The organism is Ruegeria discodermiae, assembly GCF_030758345.1.
Classification (GTDB): Bacteria; Pseudomonadota; Alphaproteobacteria; order Rhodobacterales; family Rhodobacteraceae; genus Ruegeria_C.
Genome location: NZ_JAVAMO010000019.1, coordinates 14400 through 34810 on the forward strand (window position 1 = coordinate 14400; position 20411 = coordinate 34810).

General features: G+C 54.8%; 19 protein-coding genes and 3 pseudogenes. 13 read left to right on the forward strand and 9 right to left on the reverse strand.

Annotation, left to right across the window (positions count from 1 at the left end; translation table 11 throughout):
• Positions 1–9 precede the first annotated feature (9 nt).
• From Q5Y75_RS24500 to Q5Y75_RS24530, 7 genes and pseudogenes are all read right to left on the reverse strand, one after another.
• Positions 10–294, reverse strand: a pseudogene (locus Q5Y75_RS24500) (SulP family inorganic anion transporter); the annotation flags it as partial.
• Positions 276–1949, reverse strand: a pseudogene (locus tag Q5Y75_RS24505) (bifunctional protein tyrosine phosphatase family protein/NAD(P)/FAD-dependent oxidoreductase); the annotation flags it as partial. The pseudogenes Q5Y75_RS24500 and Q5Y75_RS24505, both read right to left, overlap by 19 nt.
• A gap of 29 nt (positions 1950–1978) precedes the next feature.
• Positions 1979–2863 (reverse strand): MBL fold metallo-hydrolase, encoded by an 885-nt coding sequence (locus tag Q5Y75_RS24510; protein ID WP_306202479.1) that lies wholly within the window; start codon positions 2861–2863, stop codon positions 1979–1981.
• 24 nt (positions 2864–2887) lie between these two features.
• A complete protein-coding gene (locus Q5Y75_RS24515; RefSeq protein ID WP_306202481.1) occupies positions 2888–3325 on the reverse strand; it encodes a DUF6691 family protein in 438 nt (145 codons plus the stop codon).
• A 4-nt stretch (positions 3326–3329) separates the two neighbouring features.
• Positions 3330–3764 (reverse strand): YeeE/YedE family protein, encoded by a 435-nt coding sequence (locus Q5Y75_RS24520; RefSeq protein ID WP_306202483.1) that lies wholly within the window; start codon positions 3762–3764, stop codon positions 3330–3332.
• Positions 3764–3973 (reverse strand): YgaP family membrane protein, encoded by a 210-nt coding sequence (locus Q5Y75_RS24525; protein WP_306202485.1) that lies wholly within the window; start codon positions 3971–3973, stop codon positions 3764–3766. Before Q5Y75_RS24525 ends, Q5Y75_RS24520 begins: the two co-directional genes overlap by 1 nt.
• 92 nt (positions 3974–4065) lie before the next feature.
• A complete protein-coding gene (locus tag Q5Y75_RS24530; protein ID WP_306202487.1) occupies positions 4066–4740 on the reverse strand; it encodes a Crp/Fnr family transcriptional regulator in 675 nt (224 codons plus the stop codon).
• A gap of 173 nt (positions 4741–4913) precedes the next feature.
• Between Q5Y75_RS24530 and Q5Y75_RS24535 the strand changes: the two genes are divergently transcribed.
• The 7 genes from Q5Y75_RS24535 to Q5Y75_RS24565 all read left to right on the forward strand — a co-directional run bounded on the left by Q5Y75_RS24535 (position 4914) and on the right by Q5Y75_RS24565 (position 10440).
• Complete coding sequence (locus tag Q5Y75_RS24535; protein ID WP_306202489.1) at positions 4914–5627, forward strand: VIT1/CCC1 transporter family protein; 714 nt, start codon at positions 4914–4916, stop codon at positions 5625–5627.
• A 304-nt stretch (positions 5628–5931) separates the two neighbouring features.
• Positions 5932–6327, forward strand: a complete 396-nt coding sequence (locus tag Q5Y75_RS24540; protein ID WP_306202491.1) for a YybH family protein — start codon at positions 5932–5934, stop codon at positions 6325–6327.
• A 10-nt stretch (positions 6328–6337) separates the two neighbouring features.
• Positions 6338–6775 (forward strand): hypothetical protein, encoded by a 438-nt coding sequence (locus Q5Y75_RS24545; protein ID WP_306202493.1) that lies wholly within the window; start codon positions 6338–6340, stop codon positions 6773–6775.
• A 42-nt stretch (positions 6776–6817) separates the two neighbouring features.
• A complete protein-coding gene (locus Q5Y75_RS24550; RefSeq protein WP_306202495.1) occupies positions 6818–7216 on the forward strand; it encodes a YybH family protein in 399 nt (132 codons plus the stop codon).
• A 23-nt stretch (positions 7217–7239) separates the two neighbouring features.
• The gene (locus Q5Y75_RS24555; protein ID WP_306202497.1) at positions 7240–8139 is read left to right on the forward strand and encodes a pyridoxamine 5'-phosphate oxidase family protein; all 900 of its coding nucleotides are present in this window, start codon (positions 7240–7242) and stop codon (positions 8137–8139) included.
• 73 nt (positions 8140–8212) lie between these two features.
• Positions 8213–8896, forward strand: a complete 684-nt coding sequence (locus Q5Y75_RS24560) for an NmrA family NAD(P)-binding protein (RefSeq protein ID WP_306202499.1) — start codon at positions 8213–8215, stop codon at positions 8894–8896.
• A 404-nt stretch (positions 8897–9300) separates the two neighbouring features.
• Entirely contained in the window at positions 9301–10440 is a 1140-nt protein-coding gene (locus Q5Y75_RS24565; RefSeq protein WP_306202501.1) for a hypothetical protein, read from the forward strand.
• A 292-nt stretch (positions 10441–10732) separates the two neighbouring features.
• On the opposite strand, the gene Q5Y75_RS24570 is transcribed toward Q5Y75_RS24565, so the two are convergent.
• Positions 10733–11722: a nuclear transport factor 2 family protein gene (locus Q5Y75_RS24570; protein ID WP_306202502.1), complete on the reverse strand. Its 990-nt coding sequence runs from the start codon at positions 11720–11722 to the stop codon at positions 10733–10735.
• A 518-nt stretch (positions 11723–12240) separates the two neighbouring features.
• Here Q5Y75_RS24570 and Q5Y75_RS24575 point away from each other — a divergent pair.
• The 6 genes and pseudogenes from Q5Y75_RS24575 to Q5Y75_RS24600 all read left to right on the forward strand — a co-directional run bounded on the left by Q5Y75_RS24575 (position 12241) and on the right by Q5Y75_RS24600 (position 18915).
• Positions 12241–12915 carry a vWA domain-containing protein gene (locus Q5Y75_RS24575; protein ID WP_306202504.1) on the forward strand — a complete coding sequence of 225 codons (675 nt, stop codon included), beginning with the start codon at positions 12241–12243 and terminating at the stop codon, positions 12913–12915.
• 109 nt (positions 12916–13024) lie between these two features.
• Positions 13025–13477 (forward strand): annotated as a pseudogene (locus Q5Y75_RS24580) (IS91 family transposase); the annotation flags it as partial.
• Positions 13478–14663: 1186 nt separating this feature from the next.
• The gene (locus tag Q5Y75_RS24585; RefSeq protein WP_306202506.1) at positions 14664–15221 is read left to right on the forward strand and encodes a metallophosphoesterase; all 558 of its coding nucleotides are present in this window, start codon (positions 14664–14666) and stop codon (positions 15219–15221) included.
• A 716-nt stretch (positions 15222–15937) separates the two neighbouring features.
• Positions 15938–16414: a hypothetical protein gene (locus tag Q5Y75_RS24590; RefSeq protein ID WP_306202507.1), complete on the forward strand. Its 477-nt coding sequence runs from the start codon at positions 15938–15940 to the stop codon at positions 16412–16414.
• The gene (locus tag Q5Y75_RS24595; RefSeq protein WP_306202585.1) at positions 16404–17570 is read left to right on the forward strand and encodes a radical SAM protein; all 1167 of its coding nucleotides are present in this window, start codon (positions 16404–16406) and stop codon (positions 17568–17570) included. Before Q5Y75_RS24590 ends, Q5Y75_RS24595 begins: the two co-directional genes overlap by 11 nt.
• A 73-nt stretch (positions 17571–17643) precedes the next feature.
• Positions 17644–18915, forward strand: a complete 1272-nt coding sequence (locus Q5Y75_RS24600; protein WP_306202509.1) for a hypothetical protein — start codon at positions 17644–17646, stop codon at positions 18913–18915.
• Positions 18916–19845: 930 nt separating this feature from the next.
• Here the strand turns inward: Q5Y75_RS24600 and Q5Y75_RS24605 are convergent.
• Positions 19846–20352 carry a hypothetical protein gene (locus Q5Y75_RS24605; RefSeq protein ID WP_306202510.1) on the reverse strand — a complete coding sequence of 169 codons (507 nt, stop codon included), beginning with the start codon at positions 20350–20352 and terminating at the stop codon, positions 19846–19848.
• Between the last annotated feature and the right edge of the window lie 59 nt (positions 20353–20411).

Sequence of the window (20411 nt, forward strand, 5' to 3'; positions counted from 1 at the left end):
GCCGGAGTTATGCCCATGCGCCTCAACCCCCAGAATATGCTTGAACTGGCTGGTTGCGATCAGGATGCCCGAGGCCGTGATGAAACTCGTAAGCACCGGATGGCTGAGGACATTCGCCAGAAAACCGAGCCGCAGCACCCCAATCAACAACAGGAACCCGCCCTAAAGAAAGGCAAGCGTCAGGGCAGCCACTGTATCGCCCGCAGTTCCCCGCTCGGCGATCTCGCCATTGGCAGAAGCCGTCAGGAGCGAGAGCTCCGCCACCGGCCCCACGGCTAGCGCCCGGCTGCGACCTTCAGTCTCTCGGGTTTGGCCATCCACTCCTTGCCCCGCAGCATGGCCTTCCAGTAGATCGGCGGCAGAAGCGTTTCCTTCAGAAACCACGCCGCGCGGCTCGGTCTGGTGCCGTCCAGCAGGAAACGCGGAAAGCTTGGTTTGAGAGCCCCGCCATAGCCGAACTCGGCCAGCACGATCTTGCCGCGCTCGACCGTCAGCGGGCAGGAGCCATAGCAATTATATTGCGCAACAGCGGACCCCCCGGCAATGTCCGCAACAATGTTGTCTGCGACTGTCGGGGCTTGCTTTCGCGCCGCAGCGGCGGTCTTGGCATTGGGGGCGTTCATGACGTCGCCGAGGCTCCAGATATTATCGTAGCTTTGGTGGCGCAGGGTGGATTGATCCACATCGACCCAGCCCGCCGCGTCCGCAAGTGGCGAGACCCGGATGAAGTCAGGGGCCGTCTGAGGCGGGCAGACATGCATCATGTCAAATTCGGCCTCGACGCGGCTTGGCTCGGCGTCCAGTTTGCAAACGTCGAAAACGGCTTTTTTCGCTGGCCCATCGACCGACACCAGGTTGTGGATGAAGTTGAGCGTCGCGCCGTATTTGTCGACGTATTCCTGCAACGCAGGAACATAGTCTTTCACGCCAAAGAGCGCGCCGCCGGCATTCATGAACTGGATGTCAATATCCTTCAGCACGCCGCCGCGGAACCACGCGTCACCCGAAAGATACATCGCCTTTTGCGGCGCACCCGCGCATTTGATCGGCATGGGCGGCTGGGTGAACAGCGCGCGGCCCGATTTCATCTCCTGCACCAGTTCCCAGGTATAAGGCGCGAGGTCATAGCGATAGTTCGATGTAACGCCGTTGCGCCCCAGCGTTTCTTCCAACCCTTCAACTTTGGCCCAATCCAGCTTTAGCCCTGGGCAGACAATCAACCGGTCGTATTTCACGACCCGGCAGCCATCGAGAATGACGGCGTTGTTTTCAGGCTCAAATGCAGCGACGGCTGATTTGATCCAATGCACACCGCGAGGGATCAGGCTGCCCATGGTCTTGGCTGTGGTCTTGGCATCGAAGATGCCGCCGCCAACCATGGTCCAGCCCGGCTGGTAGTAGTGAATATCTGCCGGATCGATCACCGCGATGTTCAGCTGCGGCTTGCGCGACTTGAGGCATGCGGCAACGGAAATGCCGCCCGCGCCCGCGCCAACGATGACCACTTCGAAATGCGCGTCGCCCGTGTCGGTGGGGGTCTGACCGCCATTTGCTAAGCGGCGCGCGACCCCATTCATGTCATAGCCCGCCGCCTTGGTCGCGGCGAGGATTTCTGGCATCGGGCGCTTTCGCGCTTCCCAGAAAGACCAGAGCGTGACCGACCGGGTGCCGGTACGGCAATAGGCCAACAAAGGGTGGGGCAAGGCGTCGAGCGCCGCACCAAAACTGGCCACGTCTTAATCCTGAACCATGCCGCCCTGCACCGGCACGTAACGCACTTCGATCCCGGCGGCTTTGGCGGCGACCTCGATTTCCTCAAGCCCCGGCTGATCGGCCCCTTCGCCATCGGGCCGGTTGCAGATGATGGCGCGGTAGCCCTGTTCTGCAATGATCGGCACGTCCTCGACGTTTATCTGAGCGCTGACCGCAAATCGGGGCGAAAGCGTTTTGGGTTCGAAGTTCTACTCCTCCCAGAGAATTACAGACCGTTGACCGGCACCTTCAGCATCGGGTTCCCGTCATGGTCCTTTGGCACTTCACCGGCGCGCATGTTCACCTGCAGCGACGGGATGATCAGCTTGGGCATGGAAAGCTGCGCGTCGCGTTCGGTCCGGTACTTGACGAACTCCTCTTTCGTCTTGCCGCCGCCGACATGGATGTTGTGGGCCTTCTCCTCAGCAACCGTCGTCTCCCACGCGATGTCCCGTCCGTTGGGGCCATAGTCGTGACACATGAAAAGCCGCATCTGATCGGGCAGGGACAGCACCTTCTGGATCGAGTCATAGAGCACGCCCGCATCTCCACCGGGAAAATCTGCGCGCGCAGAGCCACCATCGGGCATAAAAAGCGTATCCCCCACAAAGGACGCATTGCCGATCACATGCACCATGCAAGCTGGCGTGTGGCCCGGCGTAGACATCGCAAAGGCCTGCAAATTGCCGATATTGTACGTGTCGCCATCCCCGAACAGCGCGTCGAACTGTGACCCGTCGCGCTGGAACTCGGTGCCCTCGTTGAAGACCTTGCCGAACGTGTCCTGCACCACGGTGATCTTCGAGCCGACGCCGATCTTGCCGCCCAGTTCCTGCTGGATATAGGGCGCGGCAGAGAGGTGATCGGCGTGGACATGGGTCTCGATGATCCACTCCAGCGTCAGGCCCTGATCCTTTATGCAGCGGATCAACTCATCGGCGTGATCAAAGGTGATGCGGCCGGCGGCATAGTCGATGTCCATGACGCTGTCGATGATGGCGCAGGCCGTTGATGTGGGGTCCTTGACGATGTAGCTGATGGTATTCGTCGCCTCGTCGAAGAACGCCTGCACCTGCGGATGCGTCTCCATGGAAACGGGATAGTCTGTCATTTCGGTTTTCTCCTCCTATTGATGTCAGGTCGCGGCGCGCGTCCGTTTTGCGACAGCGGATTGCAGGGCCTTGGCGAGGATGATCCCGGCCACCAGTGCCCCGGTGAAGGCAAAGACCTCCCACCGGCCCGTCCCAAGCGCTGGCAGCGCGCCGCCCGGGCAGAAGCCTGCAAGCCCCCATCCGATCCCGAACAGGGCGGACCCGCCGATCAGCTTGAGGTCGATGTCACGCTTACTGGGCAGCCGGAACCGCGTGTCGAGCAGTGGCGTCGCGCGGGCGAAAACAAGCCTGTAGCCCAGGAAGGCGGTCATCAGTGCTCCACCCATGACGAAGATCAGCGACGGATCCCAGCCGCCCGCGATGTCAAAGAAATTCAGCACTTTTGCGGGGTTGGCCATCCCGGACACGGCGATGCCCGTGCCAAAGATCACGCCGATTAGGTATACGATTGCCAGACGCATCTGCTCAGCCTCCAATCACATGGCGCACCAGATAGACGGTGGCGAATGTGGTACTCATGAAGGTCAGCGTGGCGACAATCGAACGAGACGAGAGCCGCGCCATACCGCAGACCCCATGCCCGCTTGTACAGCCCGACCCAAAGGTGACACCCATACCCACAATCAGTCCGCCGATCACCAGCAGGAGCGGCGATACAGGCACCTCGAGGGTGGGCATCTTGCCCGTAAGGGCGAATGCCACAAATGGACCGGCCACCATCCCGGCAAGTAGCGCTGCGCGCCATGCGAAGTCTTGCCCCGAGCTTGGCCAGAGCATCCCGGCCAGCACGCCGGTAGCCCCCATCACCCGCCCAACGGTGAGCATAAGCAGAGTTGCCGCGAAACCAATCAAAACCCCGCCCCACAGCGACGCCCAGGGCGTGAAAGCTGTTTCGATCATCAGCAATCCCGGCAGGTCTTGAGGCCGAATAGGCTGTAGAGCGGGCAGTTTCCGACAAGTGCGCTGGCAGCGAAGATAGCCGCAACAGCCAGCAGCAGCCAGAACAGCACGCCCGCCGCCGCGACCTTGGTTCCGAAGGCAGCAAAGATCAGCAAAGCGGCGGCGGCAAGGCGAACGCCGCGATCAAGTTTTCCCATGTTGTTGGTCATGTCTCACTCCGTTGAGAATCGCATACAGGACCGTTGCATGCGCGGCAGCGAGACTTTGGTGACTTGGTCACATTATCGGCATAAGGACGGGATCAGAAAGCGCCTCCAGCGGATCGCACAAGGCGCTCTAGCCCGTCGCGAGCGGTCAGATGCACCTCTCCGCGCGACTGTTCGACCCATCCCCGGCGATGAAACTCGGCCAATGTCCGCGAGATCACCTCGCGCGCAGTCCCAAGCTCGCTACCCAACATGGCATGCGTGGCATGCACGACGTCCTGTGTGCCGGCGAGTTCCAGCAGCCGCGAGGCCAGCCGCACGTCCATCCGCTGGAACACAATGTCATCGATCAAAGTGAAAAGGTCGGTGATCCGTCGGGAATAGGCGGTGAAGACAAACTCGCGAAAAACCGGTGATTTGGCCGCAAGGTCGTCGAACGTCTTCCGTGGGATCGCAACGGCAGTGACGTCGGTTTCCGCAATACCGTCCGCTGAATACTCCTCAAAGGCCAGCATGCAGGCGGTCGTCAGAACACAGCTTTCCCCGGCATGGACCCGGTAAAGGAACACCTCGCGCCCGGTATCGGATTTCTGCTGCACCCGCACGGTGCCCTCAAGCAAAAGCAAAAGATTGTCCGCCGACTGACCGGGTGCGAACACCTGCGTGCCTGCGGGCAGCGAAACAACCTTGCTGCCCTTGATGAGGTCGTCGCGCACATCGCCCGGCAGCAAGCGCAGGCCCTGGAACCTGTCGATCCATGTTTGGCTCATCTCGTCCACTCCGCCAGTTCACGGTGACTGCCATACAGCTGTGGCGCTGCACTTTTAGTAGCAGAGTGCGCTTGGATGAGACATCACAACTGGCCCACCGTCCAGAGCGGAGCTTGATCTGGCTTAAGGCGCGGTTCTGACGAGGTCCTAGTTTGAACCCAAAGGAAAGTGTGATGGTACCTGATCACGGGCATACCCCGGTGGAGATTTCCGCTCGCATTGGCAATCCGCAGGGGCGGGGAGTGCTTCGCGATGCGGTTTACGGCGCCATTGACGGAGCCGTTACGACGTTTGCGATTGTCGCGGGCGTAACAGGCGCGGGGCTATCCCCGTATGTCATCGTGATTCTGGGGCTGGCAAATGTGCTGGCCGACGGCTTTTCCATGGCGGCTGCCAATTACTCGGGCGTGAAAGCTGAAAGGGATAACATAGCGCGCATTCGCAAGATCGAAGAACGCCACATCCAGGACTACCCCGAAGGTGAACGGCTTGAAGTGCGGGAAATCCTGTCGCGCAAAGGGCTCAAAGGGCATGTTCTCGACCAAGCGACGGATGCGATAACCGAAGATCGGAATAATTGGATCGCGCTTATGTTAGAGGGCGAATACGGGTTGGGCGGGGTTGATCCTCGCCCGCTACGATCGGCGACAACAACATTCCTGTCTTTTCTCGTTGCGGGAATGATCCCCTTGTTGCCTTTCATGCTCGGGCTGACAGACGCATTCGCAGTATCGGCCTGGGTAACCATGGCGACCTTCTTTGCGATCGGGGCGTTCAAGAGTTTCTGGTCGCTCAGCCCGTGGTGGCGCTCGGCTATCGAAACGTCGCTCATCGGAGGGGTTGCGGCGATAATCGCATTTGGAGTGGGCACCATGTTTCACATCTGACGACCGGGTCCGCAACAACGACCTGTTAAGACTCTTTAGTGCGGAAATCCATCCCGGTTGCAAGCAACCAACCCAAGCGGACCTTACTTCGCGCAATGAAGGATAATGTCATGAAACGAGGCTCTGGTTAAGCCCCAAAACCGGAAGCCCGTTCACACTATGATGCGCATCCCGACGTTGAAAGTGCCAAGCGAGTTACGGCGCAATTCTCAAAGCGGCCAGCAACGCAAGCGTTCCTGGCCGAGATCGAAGACGTGATCGTCGGCCAATGGTTCACCGAACTTACCCCGCAAGGAGAAAAAGAATGAGCGATATCGATGATGTAAAGCACGCTGTGAATGAATGGCTGGAAGGTCTCGACAGCGATGATCTGGAACGCATGATTGCAACCTGCGACCCCGAGGTTGTGATCTGCAACGAGCGCCAGCAAACAACCGTTGGCATTCAGGCTGTGCGCGACAAATACGGCCCGCGCATCGACGCCAACAGGTTCAAATCCACCTACGACATCGAACACATCCGGGTCTATGGCGACATGGCGATGATGGTTGGCCGCTTCACCGTTGCCTTTTCCGGTAAGGAATCCGGCGAGAAAGGCGGCGGCGAAGGTCGTCTGACCCTGTGCTATCGCCGCCATACGGACGGCTCCTGGAAGCTGGTGCTCGACGTCGACAACAACGACCACCGCGACGCAGCTTGAGGACGCCGACATGAGCACCCTTCTGGATGATGTCCGCCACGAGATCGTTGATATCCACGAATTCTTGGTGGCTTGGTTCAACGGAACAATCGACCGCGATCAATTGGAGCCAAGGCTGTTGTCCCGGTTCGATCCTGACGTGGTGTTCATCCCGCCAGAAGGGCATGTGGTCGGGGGTGCCGGGCTGCAAGGCATGTTCGAGCGCGGCTACGGCACGAACAAGGATTTTAAAATCCAAATCCGTGACGTCACCATTCGCCGCCAGATCGACCGCGTGGTTCTGGCGAATTACACCGAATGGCAGATCGGGGCCACAACCTCGCACCCGTCGAACAATGCCCGCGTCACCAGCGCCATGATCGACATGGGGCCGCCGCTCAAATGGCTGCACATCCACGAGACCTGGCTACCGGAAGAGGTGCGCGCCGCTGGTTCGTTCGACTTCTAAGCCCTTGCCCCACTCACACCACCGAAAAGCAGAGACAAACCTATGACTGTCACAACCCAACATATCGCAAGGCGCCCCAGAGACATCGCCCATTGTGTGAGCGCTTACCTGCAGGAAGGCGACCTCGAAGGTATCGCCTCCATGTTCCACCCCGAATGCGTGATGTTCTTTCCGCCGGATCAGCCCCCAAAAACCGGCATCGAGGGAGTGCGCGAGGGCTTCAAGGAGATGCTGGACATCCGCCCGACGATCAACAGCCAAGTGATCAGCGAAGTCATCACCGGCGATACCGCCATGCTGCGCGCCAAATGGAGTGTCGTCGCGCCGGACGGATCGGTGATGGCCGAAGGGGAATCCACCGAAGTCGCCAAGAAGCTCGAAAACGGTGGCTGGGGCTACCTGATCGACTGCCCTTACGGCCCGCCGGTCATCTCTGACTAAGGCACCCTGAAAGGACGTTCGCCATGACCAGCAAAACTTCCCGGCATTTCCACAAGGGCGAGGTCCACTTCCAGGACGAACTTGGAGTGCTGGAGCGCAATGAGATGATGAGCGACCGCCTGATGCGGGATCATCTCATAGACCAGCACCGGGAGTTTTTTGCTGGGCTTGAGTATGTCTTCCTGAGCGTCGCCGACAAAGACGGCCAGCCACGCGCTTTTATCGTGACAGGTCATCAGGGCTTCCTCTCCACCCCGGATGACAAGACACTTCGCATTGATCTTGCCAGATCCGACACGCGTGCTGTGCTTGGCACAGTTTCTGCCGGCAATGCCATGGGCGTTCTTGGGATTGATTTGTCCAATCGCCGCCGCAACCGGATGCACGGGCGCATCGCGGCCGTAACGGACACCCATATCGATATTCGCGTGGCGCAAAGCTACGGAAATTGCCCCAAATACATCAGCATTCGCGATTTGACTGTCCCTTATGGTGAGGCCGCGATTGCCGAGCCGCAAATCCGCCAACAGCTTTCGGACAGCGATTTGGCACTGGTTGCCGCCTCGGACACCTTTTTTATCGCCAGCGTCTATTTCGGTGGGTCGGATGCCGTCTACGATGGCGCGGACATGAACCACAGAGGCGGACAGCCTGGGTTCATTGCTGCCGATGATGAAGGCAGGCTGACGATGCCTGACTATCGCGGAAACAACATGTTCAACACGCTGGGGAACATCCTGCTTAATCCCCTGACCGAGCTGATGTTCATCAACTTTGAAACCGGCGATCTGCTCCATATCACCGGAACAGGCGAAGTCATCTCCGACGCAGATGAAGTCGCGAAGCACCCTTCTGCGCTCCGTCTATTGCGGGTGACGCCGACAACCGTGAAGTTCGCCCCTGCTGCGCTCATCTTGCGCTGACAGGTTTACGAGGGCTCCCCCTACAACCCCGATTTGTCGAACTGATCGACTTCCACTCAAACGAGGTTCCCCGATGAAACAGACAATCCTAGTCTACGGCGCAAATGGCGCTCAGATGAACGCCGGTACAAAAGAGCTGATCAAAGCCGGACACACCATCCGGGTTTTATGCCGCACCGAAGAAAACGCCGCCGCTTGGGCGGCGCAAGGCGCTGAAACCGCCATCGGAGAAATGGGTGATCTGGACAGCCTTTTGACAGCCAGCCGGGGCTATGACGCGATCTTTCTGCTTGTGCCTTTGTTCCGCGAGGCCGATGAGCTTGGCATCACATACGGCCTCAACGCTCTTGAAGCGGCCAAGGTGGCGGGCATCACCCGCGTCATCTGGAACACGGGCGGGCCGATCATGGATGAAACCTCTGAAACCGACTCTGGCGCGGTTGTTCTTCGCCAGCTGCGCGCTGACGGGTTTTCTTTCCTGGGCCTGACCCCGATCACCTATATGGAAAACCTTTTCGGACCCTGGACCCTTGCAGGGCTCAAAAACGGGAAGCTGGCCTATCCGACACCGGCTGACTTCAAGATGCAGTGGGTCGCGGCCAAGGATTTTGGCCGCGTTGCCGACAGAGCGCTGCAGGGCGAGTTTCCCAACGCCATCATGCCTTTGGGTGGACCGGCAGGGCTCGACGGCGCTGATCTGGCCCGTATTCTCGGTGCGAGTCTTGGCCGGCCCCTGGCTTTTGAAACAATGCCGTAGAGCTAGCTGCATCACAGTACTCAGACAGTTGGTTCGATAATTTCAAGTAGGTGGCCAACACTGCACCAATGACCGCTTACTCTGGATCTCGGGCATTTGTGTATAGCCCAGTATTTGTAAAAAAGGGCTCTGAGCCGACCTCGGGGTCGGCGCAGCATCCACAAACTCAGCCGCCATGGCATATCGAGGACGGCCCAGAGCGGACTTTGATCACGCCCTGCCACGCCGCAATGCAGCTTCACCGAACCGGTCATTCGCCGCACAAGCGAGATACGGAGACGGATTAGGACTGGCGTGCACAGTAATTGTCCGAACGGCAAAGTTTGCGACTCCCCAAAAACTTGACCGAATTTACTCTGGAGGCGTATGTTTTCTGTAAACCACTTTCGCATGTTGGGACAAAGATGGAAAAAATATCGATCTTTGCTCCAAGTATTATGCGCAACAAACTGAGTGTGACTGAATTCGCGCGATCATCACCGAACGTATCAGGTGAATTCATTGATGGAGCAAATCGCGATTCACAGGTCTTTGATTTCTATGCTCGCGGGCATCCTGCGGCGGAATCCCGACGAGACACACTATTTTCCCATAAACGAACTGTAACTGCTTGGTTCAACTCCGTCTTGAATATCTGTCTCTATGCTGACGAAGTCTGGATCCCAAGCGTGTTTCTGGGTGACTACAAACCCGCCACCAACGACCCTGCACGAACTTACGTCGGAGATTGGTTTGAAGCTCCGCACACCGATCGTGGTGGCCCTATAGCGGTTCACCGTGAGTACTCTGAAGCATGGATTGAGTATGGGGCTGAGTTTAGAGCCTTTTTCAAAGCCATCACGCCGCTCGTTAATTCAGGCGTGATAAGGATTTACAACTTTGCGCGCGTCTACATGGACGAAATCGCCGAGCCGCTTCTTGGTGTACGGCGATGGATGACTGAACGCGAGATCGAAAATAGCTACCCTGATCTTTTCGTCGCCGAGGGTTTGCTTTTTGCTAAGGCGCTTGGCGTTCCATACACTGCAACCCACCTTGAGGAAATCGACGCCATGAATGCGTCAGTCGCCCATTTGGAAGGCTTGCTACCTACAGATCGCAAGGCAATTACTCTCTTGTCCGAAGCAGCCTTACCAGGGATGACTTTGGATCCAGAAGTGATGGTAGCGGCAAGGATGGACAGCGAAGCATTCGAAGGCTTTCGGCGTGTTATCAGGCAGATTTCGAGAGATCTACCCAGCATCGTAGGCTCAGCAAATGACCTAAAGGAAATCAAGCTTCTGGAACGCGATCTGCTGCATCCAGAAATTCATCGCCTAAACTCCTTGGTTTCGAAAAGTGGTATTCTATCGAGAAGTTTCAAGCCGAATGCGATTTCCTTCAGCGCAGGTGCGCTCGCGAGCCTCGCATTGAAGGCCGATCCTAGCATGGCACTCGCTTCGGGCGCACTAACCACGCTGGGTAGAGTGGTGCTTACCGAACTTTTTGAAAGACAGAAGCTAGCGCCCGAAGCTCGCTTCATCGGCCACCTAAGAGCAAACTGATGAACGAACGAAACTTGCAAAGAAGTCTGCTACTGTCTCTCCTGGCAAACCAGAAAAACATCGTGACTCGCGGCCCATTGCCGCCATTGACCGACGACCGGAATTGCTGCGTTTGCAGCCCGCTTTCCGGCCATTCGCTGCAGTAGCGAAACCTGGTCTACTTCGTACTCACAGATTGCGGGACATAGTTGCGATAGCCCGGTTCAATTTGAATGTCCGCAATGGCTGCAGACATTCTGAAGTCCGTAGCGAGATTTACCGACGAATTTTTCAACTCATCAAGTTAAGGGCATTAGTTTTGCCCACTCTGCCAGTTGGGTAATGGATCAAATCCCAATTGCAGCAAGACATGCGGGACATCCACGAATACCCAGTTTTCAACAAGAAGGCTGTCTTCCCGCCGCCACCAATCGCAAACCCGCATAAAGACCCTCTCATTTGTGGGACCTTGACCCAAGAATGGTTTCACGTTGACACCAGTCAGGGATGGCCAACCACCTGAACACGTGTAATTTCCGTCTCCATACCTTGTGAAATGCTTGGTCATCCCATTGTTTTTCGTTCCACCCGACCATCCTTCAAACTGTGATTCAAAAGGGACTTGGAACGATGCAAATTCCTCAATACCTACAAAGCTTCCAAAGGCGCCCGGGCCATACCACATCATGTTGTCGTGCCAGTAAGGACGCCACGCCTCATCCATGGTCGCCAGTTGGTTGAGCATATCCGTCACGATCTGATAACTGCGTTGGCCCTCGGCCAGATCGGTGGCATCCTTTAGGACGCCGTCCCTGCTCGCTGGGCCTTGGATCAACCCTGTATAGCCGCGCTTGACGCCCGGCCCCATGGGCAAAGGCCATTGATTGCAAGCGATCATCAATTCGGGGATGTCGAAGTAGATATAGCTTTCGACAGCCTTTCCGTCCTCAAGACGGTGAAACTCTCCATAGCGCAGATAGCTTAGCGTGCCGGTTGCCTTGATGCCGATCCAGTCTCGGGCAAACCGTCCGACATAGTAGCCTGTGGAACTGATCCAGGCCTGTCCTTCAAATTGACCCGCCATGAAAATGTCGTCCCGTCTGTAAAGTCCGTCAAGAGACTGCTGTAACGGACGCAGGAACGTGTCGAGGTATTTGTCTGCCCCCTGCAGTTCGTTGAAAGGGTGGACGGCATTGATGTTCGCGTTCGCGGCGAAGAAGGCGGCAACTGCGGTAGAAAAATCGTTTGGATGCCTTAGGGCCTCTGCATAGCGCAGATATAGTGAACGGTCATGTGATGACATGATATTTCCTTTTGAATGCTTTGATATGGTGAGTCTGGTTACTTGTAACCCGGCCCCGCACGCATTCTGGCAAAAGGAATTCGACCCGGACGCCTTGAGCGCACTGCAAGCAAACGCAGGATTGCGTTTTCCGCAGATGATCGCACGGAAAGAAGGCTTTTTGCTCCCATGGGCCGACAGTAGCGCTTTTGACGTGTTGAGCAAGAACGGACTAGGGGTCCGCGACGCCGCTGCCATAGTTATTGGGCTACGGTCATGTCTACGCCCCCTGATCGTGCAGAATGATCAAAGCCGACCTTCACGCACCTGCAGCATTTGGGAAGTTTGGGCTCAAAGCGGGCATCGGAGACGCTGCATCGTTGGCGCTTTTTGAGGTTCCGACCACCATCGATGGCGACGCGTAGCTGGGGCTGGCTCTGTGCCGTAGCTGAACACCTCTCATATTCTCGGCCTTCTCAGTTGACCTAAGGGGAATGAACGAATTCTATTGATCCATGAGAAACCGATTGACAACCTGCATGGCTCTTCTTGCCGTTACTCTACCGAGTATCTCGCTGGTTCATGCTCAAGATTGCGCGCGCGACGCGATGCTCGTGTTTGATGGCTCAGCTTCTATGGCAGAGCTTGGGTTGCAGTTGGATGAACCCAAAAGGATTGATGCTGCGCGCTCGGCCCTGCAAGATGCGATGCCTCAGATTGCCCCAATCCGCCGTATCGGATTGATCACCTATGGTCCGGGCCCCGAGAATTCCTGTGACGGAATTAATCTGAAGTTCCAACCGGTAGCGAATGCGATGCAGCCCGTGGTGGACGCAATCGCCTTGCTGGACCCAAACGGCTTAACGCCGCTTACAGAAGCGGTCCGGGAAGCGTCCGAGGTGCTCAACTACCGCACGGACCCCGGCATCGTAGTACTCGTCACGGATGGAAATGAGACTTGCGGAGGCTCGCCGTGCGCGCTTGGCGTAGAGCTAGCCTCTAGTGCTGCAAACCTGACTGTGCATGTGATCGGGTTCCGGGTCGATACAGGTCGGTTCGCAGGCGACAGCCCAGACGTGGAGCTTTTCCCTGATGATGTTTCTGTGGCCAAATGCATTTCTGATCGCACTGGTGGTATGTATATCTCCACCGAGACTATTGAAGAGCTTAGCGATGCACTGCGTAGCACCTTGGGCTGTGATGTAATCGGCTAATTCGCAATGACATAGCGCAGATGCTAGGTACAAATCAGAGTTTTCTTCAGCGCAGTGAACAACCGGAAGCTCAAACTAAAGGGCTCACACTCACACGGCCCTTAACGCCCGGTGGGTTGCTTGTAAGTCGGGGTTCTTTTTGCACGTGCGCGTGCTGTCACGGCTGTTCCCGCGATTGTTTGTCGAAGGTCGCATGGCTTTGCACCACCCAGGACAGCTCAGGTTCTTCGGTGATCTCACTGAATTAGCAGACGCCAGCGCCTTCGCCGAATGGCTCGCTCGGTTCCGCAAGATCGACTGGGTGGTCTATGCGAAGCCACCATTTGGCGGGCCAGAGGCTGTGCTGGCGTAGCTGTCCCGATACACCCACCGCATCGCCATCTCAAACCAACGCCTCGTCATCGCCGATACCGACACCGTGGCGTTCAAATGGAAGGATTACAGGACCAAGCGCGGGGACCGCATGAAGGTGATGCGGCTGCAAACCTTCGAGTTCATTCGACGCTTTCTGATGCATGTTCTGCCTGATCGCTTCCATCGCATCCGCCAATACGGCTTCATTCGGCGCCATCGTCTTTTGAACTGCTTCCAGCTCTCGGAGAAACCGGCCAGACTTCAGCCGCTCCGTTGGTTTGACAGCTATGCCAATCCGACGACCGTCAGATCTGGTGACGAAAAGATCGAAGTAGTGGTTTGCCTGCTGCCCGTCAGGCTTGACGTAGGTAACCGGTCCAAACTGCTCATGTACCTGAGCAGTCTCCGGTTCCAATAGAGTGAGCGCGAGATAGTGGTACTCGACCTGGCTGTCGGCTCCATACTTCCTCGGCAGCCCTGTCTCCAGGTCAAGCCAGACAGGAAAGAACCTTGATGAACCCCGCGAACGTGGATTGATTTTCCTTTGGCCCCGATAGGGCAGCGGCACGAATTCTGGCATTTCAAGCTCGCCAAATTCGTTCTCGAATGGTTCAGTTGGCCCGAAAGCCCGTTGGAACGCCTCCGGCATTCCGCAAAGATCGGAAGGTGGAGTCCCTGTGTTCTCCATCAACCTGTGGTCGAGCCGTATGTTCATGGCAATGCATCCCTGTTTCCGGGCACGTCGGTGCCGGATTGATGAGCGCAAGCGACAGGCCGCTAGCGCGAGTCTGTTGACTTTCAAATTGTGAGGTGGGATGAATAAGGCGTTCTACGGCATGGGCCTGTTCGCGATTGCGGCGGGCCTTTGCTTATTCAGCGCGTACCTCTTGCTGAAGTTTGCTGATTGCTAGGTCATGCGGCATCCTCCTGATCGATTGATGGATGTTTTGAAGTAGAACGTGCTGCTTCCAACGTCTCCGCGATCTTTGCCATGATCGGAGCGCTGGTTCGTCTGCGATGGATTACCATACTGACTGTGGACGGATGCCGGCTTATTGTCGCTGCGAATTGCGCAATTGTGAGGCCCGCCTCAGTTGCTAGGCGAAATTTTATCTCGGCCGCGCTCATCTTACATTGCATGAAACGGAGTCCACTTTCCTATACGACGTGGTCGTATCTTGAATCGCCGTGTGTTTCATTGCAATCCCCGATATTGCCTTTAATAGGCGAATATTGGTATTATAATACCTCAAAAAATGCACTTAAGTTAATAATAGAATCAACATGTTACATAAATTTTGCGCTTTCAGTTGATCTGTGGTTCCCATTGCGTACTTGATAACTACTAACCCAACTCTGTCGCCAACATTAAAGTGAAATCCGGGAGCCGGAAAATGGCCAATTGGTACACTGCAGATACGCATTTCTCGCATGAGAATGTGATTGCTCATTGTAATCGCCCATTCCGGTCAGCAGCCGAAATGGATACCGTCCTCATCGAAAACATGTGGAAGGTCGTGAAGCCGGATGATGAACTATGGATAATTGGCGATTTTGCATTTGGTCCTAAAGCGAAAGAAGCATCGTATTTGGCGGGTGTTTTCAGCCAGCTGCCAGGAGTCAAAAAGCATCTTGCTGTTGGGAACCATGACCTCAATCCTACTTTAGAACTACCGTGGGACAGCATTCATTGTTTGGTGGAGGTCAAAGACGGGCCACAAAATCAGGCTATTACACTTTGCCACTATCCGATGATCACCTGGAACGATGCGAGACGCCAAGCGCTTCATCTATTTGGTCATGTTCACAATAGCTGGAAAGGTTCCCGGAACGCGGTAAACGTTGGTGATGATGTTTGGAATTTTAAGCCCGTTTCCCTCCAGCAAGCCGCTCAGCGGGCCAAGTCATTGCCAATCAACAAGCATTGGTCGGATGTTGAACCACGCGCCTAGCAACTGGATGATCGATTGGATAATCGACCTACGCTAACGCAGCGACCGTTCACGGTTGCAGTGCATCATTCGTTGCAACGCGCGCATATCATCGAACCGGCCGATCACAAGCGTCGAATAAACCCAAACCGAAATTGTACTTTCGCTGCAACCGAGCCAGACGAGCGAGAAGCGGACTCAGCCGTCATTCGATTTTGAGCCTTCGCTTACGCAGCATCGGTTCGCAGCTGCGGTGGTTTAGATGACGCGGCGCGGCGTAAGTCACCAATCCGGTCATTCATGGCTGTCGATTTTACTCGACCCAAGATCGAACTTACGCTGCAACCTCGTCAGACCAACGAGACGCGGACAAACCGGACTTATGCAGATGCGGCCATTGATGACGTAGTATCATTTCGCAATCGCCACATGCCTGTCCTACCAATGTAGCACACGTCACCGAAGCAGCCCTTCGCTAGCCCCAAATCGATACTTCGCTTCCGCTGCAGTTGAGCAAACAGCCGCTTTCGGTCTGCACATGAACCCTTCCGCGCAAAGATAGGGACTATTGTGTGAATACTGCCCAACCATCATCCTACTATGGAACTCATTCATGAAGCTCACTCAGAAGTGGCGGCATTCCTCCTTGGGGCCCGCACCGAGGTTTCGTGACTAACAGAACTTATTTGTTTGATAACGCTTAGAAACGCAAATAGAGTAAGGGCGAGGAGATTGAAATGAAAACAATTTTTGCTAGAAGGTTCTTGGCTGCTCTCACTGTAACCTCCATGGGGACGTGTTCTTGGGCTCAAACAGGAGGCGAACAACCTGAAGGTGAAACATCCGACCTTCGCGAGTATGAAGGACTGCTAATCAAAATTCCGCTGTCGCTTGAAGGGAAAGCAGATTGGTCGGTGCCAAACGAACTGGAACGTAAGTTATCGCCAGAAGTCGAAGAAGCTCTAGACGTTCTGTCCGATAGTATCAACGACGAACCTTTCGTGGAGATTCCGGATGACATTTGGGCACAGTGGGCCCCTCCGGATGATGATCCCGGTAACACTGACAGTACTGACTTTGCGGAGTTGCTGATAAACGGCGCAGATGAAGGGATCGACCTGAGTGACTTCCTCCAAGAAGGCGAGATTCTGAGGCAGTTTGAAATACTAACAAAGAATAATCCTGAGAAAATTTTTGGTTCCAGTGAACAATAACCTAACGGGATACAGCAACTTCTGGGTGGTTAAGGCATCTAAGCTTTGTAACTTGAGGTGTTCTTACTGCTACGAGTGGGATGAACTTGGGGATCCTAAAAAGCTATCTTTAGAACTTTGGAGAAACTTTTTTTCCGGCATTCGGCATTTGTCCGAAGAGGCTAAAGTAGAACGTAAATCGGTATCACATAAACTGATATTGCACGGCGGTGAGCCACTTATTCTTCCGCTAAACTACCTTCAGAGCATAATGGATATCGCCACTGATTACGGTGGCGATGACTTGGATTTACAGAACTGTCTTCAGACCAATCTTTACTCAATTACCGAAGAAAAAATACAGTATTTAAAGGAAAATCGGTTCAGAATTGGGGTGTCATTTGATGGCGTTCCAGGAACACGACTCAGCGTTGCAGGCAAAACCACTGAAGATCAAGTGGTAAAAAATATGGAGATTATACTGCGCAACGGGATCAACTACGGCTGCATTTGCGTTGTAGGCAGGCACAATGAAAATAGATTAGTGGACATATTCAACTTTTTCTACAACCTACGAATTAGTTTCAGGTTCTTGCCTGTTTTCGATGTGTCTCAGCATGTCAATCAGAGCCAAATCTCAGTGAACTACGAAGCTACGGCAAACAGACTATTTGAAGTTTTTGTCATTTGGATTTCAAAGAAGGAAACCCTTTCAGTGAGGCCATTTCTAGAGTGGCTGGAGATCTCGCTCAGGTTTTTGTCAAAGCAGAAAATTCGAGAAAGTGCATCTCGAGTAGAAGGCCCGACAGTGACGCTAGTGAACACAGACGGAAAATTGTATCGTGTCCCCGATGCATATACAGCGGGCTTAGAGTTCGGAGACTTAGAGTATGGGCTTCCCATGTCTTTTGGGTCGAAACAGCATAGAAAATCTGTGCAACGCGAAGAGAACGAAGTAAACGCGACTTGCAATGCGTGTACGTTCCGCGACTACTGTGACAGTTCATTTATAGTTAGTTCACGGCCCGAAAGAACCAAGCATTGTGGAGTTGATTACCTTGTTATTTCAAAGATAGTTCGATGGTTAGGTGAGAATGCAGATCATTTCGCTATGGCATTCGAAATAATGTCTCCTGACGCAGAGCCAATAGGCCCCGAACTGCAGGTATTAGCTTAGTTGGCAGATATCTAAATCAATGATTACAATTTTTTTGCTTGATCTCTGAACCTCAGCTCAAAGCGAAAGTAATATGACTCAAATGACAGACCTAGCATCTATAGTAGGAAGAACAATTTTTTTCCTCGCCCTAGGGTTAAGTGCATTTTCCGGCTATGCTTCTTCGGAAGAAATTGAAGTAAAAGTAAGTCGAACCTATTCTAGCGAAGAAGCAGTAACGGGCGAGTTATATATACAAGGGTCGCTTGTTGGTTTGACGACTGAACTACAATCCAACTTAGCTTCTCTGCCGGACGGCGATTACAAAATTGTTTTCAGGATCGACAAGTCAAATGACGAACTGATTCAGGCAGAATTGGTTCACAACGCGGCAATTCTGGGCTTTGGAAAATGTGCAAGCGAGGCTGTTCTTTGCATCTATCTTAGTGACGAGATCACTAACCAAGAAATAGTGTGGCATAAGTCACAATTGGAAATGATGCTCGACGGTTCAGATGCCACAACAGATTTGTTTTTCTCCAAGATTGAGCAGTTTGCAGGCGACGACATCTCTCTTGAGGCAAACTTAAGTTTGGGGACTGTAAGTGATTTTGAGTATGTACGCGTTAATCTCGATATTTTCGTGGATACCTTTCGAGTAGACAATCTTATCTGGACTTTGGACGAAAAAGTGAATGGATTAGGTGATGCGCCGATAAAGTTCGAAGAGGTCAGTAGAAGTACAGCGTATGTCACTCTCCAGAAAACAAGCGAAGGCTTGGGCGAAGTCACACTTTATAGGCTCCCAATACTGGGTGGTTGCCCTATCTTTCGTGTCTCCGAAGAATGGCGAGTTCCGGCAGGGAATTTCAATCCTTTCGTGAGAAATAACTCTAAGAGACCAGACTACGCTTCTACTTGTGGTGGAACCGTCCCTAAGTTGTGCTTGAACTCCACCTCGCTAGGAGATCAATGCAGCTTCTATGACCAATGTGTTGAAAAGGTAAACTCTTGCGGCAATGACGGGTATGCGAAGGGCTACGGATTGAAGTACTGCAGACGCTTTGCGTCTAACACTAGCCTTTCAGAAGCGGGGCGGAAATGGCGAGATGCTACTTTGATTTGTCTTCAAGAAGAACTGGTCGGTAGCGTTCTCTTTTCCGAAAAATCTTGTCACGAGACTAAGAAAATTGCATTTGATAGTCATCCAAGGTGCTACGTACAAAACGGGAGCGGGATATCAATTTGTGACCTCACTAAAGAAGACTACTGGGAAATAAGCAAAATAATAGACTTCGAAGACATATTTGGAGAAGATGGTCTCACACAGTTTTTGAAAACACTGAAACTGTGTTCAGTCCAGTAGCTCACCGAGCTGAGTGCTGTAGACAAATACCGTGTTCGCACCTGCTTACTTGAGAGCGCAACTTAATCCTGACGAAACAAGACAGGACATGACCCAGCCACCCCGGCGCTGACGTCAGACAAGTGCTGGCTCTGCGGTCAAGAGCAATTGCGCTCCAGATACATCGTTTGACGGCGGCGGTAGTCACCACAAAGTCAAACCGTTGATCGGTCAATTCAATTGCTTAGTCGCCAAAACGGACGGTGGTCGAAAGACTGAAAAGTCCCGCGTCTCGCTCATTGCCTGGCGAAAATTCGCTGCGCCTGACACGAATGGCCGCTCTTTACGCCGCATTGCATTTCTCAAGCTGATGCGCATGCGGCAAAATTTCCGCTGCGAGCGCGTGCAGCGAGAGTTACAAATTCACAGAAAGGGCTCTCCGGGCACCTTCGCCGCGAGATCCATGAACGACAGTTCTGGGATGGGCCGCCTTTCGCCGCGCGGCGCACGAACTGGTAAGACGCGGACAAAGCGCTCATTCGATTTCGAACACTCGCTGACGCAGCATTAATTCGCGATTGCAGCGCACTTCGCGCTGCATCGCTTCCGATGTCGCCAGTCCGGTCATTCGCTGGCGACAATTTGTCCTGAACCGAACCTTGCCTTCATAGTCTCGTTTTTTCCGGCGCGATGCAGCTCATCTTGTTCCTGCATGCGTTCCTGCCAGCCGTCCAAAGACGGAGCCATTGATCAGGCCGGTTCCCCCTGGATAGTTGAAGAAAAACACGCCCCCGACCAATTCGCCTGCGGCAAAGAGGCTGGGAAGCCGCAGCAAAGTCGGACGTTGTTTACGACTAACGAAAAGGCCATCGCCCATAACGAAAGGCATACCGAATGGTCTACTTGTTTTGGGACGTCTAGCGGAGCCTTTCCGTGAGTGACAGCTTGCCTTCACTCAGTGCCGGGTTCGGACGGGCCATTCAGCGCGGTGCCAAAACTCAACGGTACACCTGGAAACACGCCGAAACTGGGAAAGGGAAGAGGTAAGTTCACGGCCTCGTCTCGCGCCGTGGCGGCTTCGTCTCGCGCTGTGGCGGCCTCGTCTCGTGCCGTGGCGGCTTCGTCTCGCGCTGTGGCGGCCTCGTCTCGTGCCGTGGCGGCCTCGTCTCGCGCTGCGACGGCTTCATCACGTGCCGTGGCGGCCTCGTCTCGCGCTGCGACGGCTTCATCACGTGCCGTGGCGGCCTCGTCTCGCGCTGCGACGGCTTCATCACGTGCCGTGGCGGCCTCGTCTCGTGCCGTGGCGGCCTTGTCTCGCGCCGTGGCGGCTTCATCACGTGCTGCGGTAGCTCGGATCTCGGCATTTTCCGCCCGGTCTGCTGCGGCAACAACCGCGCTTCGGATTTCGGCGAGTTCCGCAATTTGCGAGTTGATCCAGACCACAAGGAGCAAAGCCACGGCGAAGGTCGCGGCAGGCGATAACCACCACGGCGGCCTTCGGGCACCAGTTCGGGCAT

What these genes read in the sequence shown, in the direction of transcription:
- Q5Y75_RS24510 (WP_306202479.1), bottom strand. Translation starts at nt 2,863, where the DNA reads ATGACAGACTATCCCGTTTCCATGGAGACGCATCCGCAGGTGCAGGCG.
- Q5Y75_RS24515 (WP_306202481.1), bottom strand. Translation starts at nt 3,325, where the DNA reads ATGCGTCTGGCAATCGTATACCTAATCGGCGTGATCTTTGGCACGGGC.
- Q5Y75_RS24520 (WP_306202483.1), bottom strand. Translation starts at nt 3,764, where the DNA reads ATGATCGAAACAGCTTTCACGCCCTGGGCGTCGCTGTGGGGCGGGGTT.
- Q5Y75_RS24525 (WP_306202485.1), bottom strand. Translation starts at nt 3,973, where the DNA reads ATGACCAACAACATGGGAAAACTTGATCGCGGCGTTCGCCTTGCCGCC.
- Q5Y75_RS24530 (WP_306202487.1), bottom strand. Translation starts at nt 4,740, where the DNA reads ATGAGCCAAACATGGATCGACAGGTTCCAGGGCCTGCGCTTGCTGCCG.
- Q5Y75_RS24535 (WP_306202489.1), top strand. Translation starts at nt 4,914, where the DNA reads ATGGTACCTGATCACGGGCATACCCCGGTGGAGATTTCCGCTCGCATT.
- Q5Y75_RS24540 (WP_306202491.1), top strand. Translation starts at nt 5,932, where the DNA reads ATGAGCGATATCGATGATGTAAAGCACGCTGTGAATGAATGGCTGGAA.
- Q5Y75_RS24545 (WP_306202493.1), top strand. Translation starts at nt 6,338, where the DNA reads ATGAGCACCCTTCTGGATGATGTCCGCCACGAGATCGTTGATATCCAC.
- Q5Y75_RS24550 (WP_306202495.1), top strand. Translation starts at nt 6,818, where the DNA reads ATGACTGTCACAACCCAACATATCGCAAGGCGCCCCAGAGACATCGCC.
- Q5Y75_RS24555 (WP_306202497.1), top strand. Translation starts at nt 7,240, where the DNA reads ATGACCAGCAAAACTTCCCGGCATTTCCACAAGGGCGAGGTCCACTTC.
- Q5Y75_RS24560 (WP_306202499.1), top strand. Translation starts at nt 8,213, where the DNA reads ATGAAACAGACAATCCTAGTCTACGGCGCAAATGGCGCTCAGATGAAC.
- Q5Y75_RS24565 (WP_306202501.1), top strand. Translation starts at nt 9,301, where the DNA reads ATGGAAAAAATATCGATCTTTGCTCCAAGTATTATGCGCAACAAACTG.
- Q5Y75_RS24570 (WP_306202502.1), bottom strand. Translation starts at nt 11,722, where the DNA reads ATGTCATCACATGACCGTTCACTATATCTGCGCTATGCAGAGGCCCTA.
- Q5Y75_RS24575 (WP_306202504.1), top strand. Translation starts at nt 12,241, where the DNA reads ATGGCTCTTCTTGCCGTTACTCTACCGAGTATCTCGCTGGTTCATGCT.
- Q5Y75_RS24585 (WP_306202506.1), top strand. Translation starts at nt 14,664, where the DNA reads ATGGCCAATTGGTACACTGCAGATACGCATTTCTCGCATGAGAATGTG.
- Q5Y75_RS24590 (WP_306202507.1), top strand. Translation starts at nt 15,938, where the DNA reads ATGAAAACAATTTTTGCTAGAAGGTTCTTGGCTGCTCTCACTGTAACC.
- Q5Y75_RS24600 (WP_306202509.1), top strand. Translation starts at nt 17,644, where the DNA reads ATGACTCAAATGACAGACCTAGCATCTATAGTAGGAAGAACAATTTTT.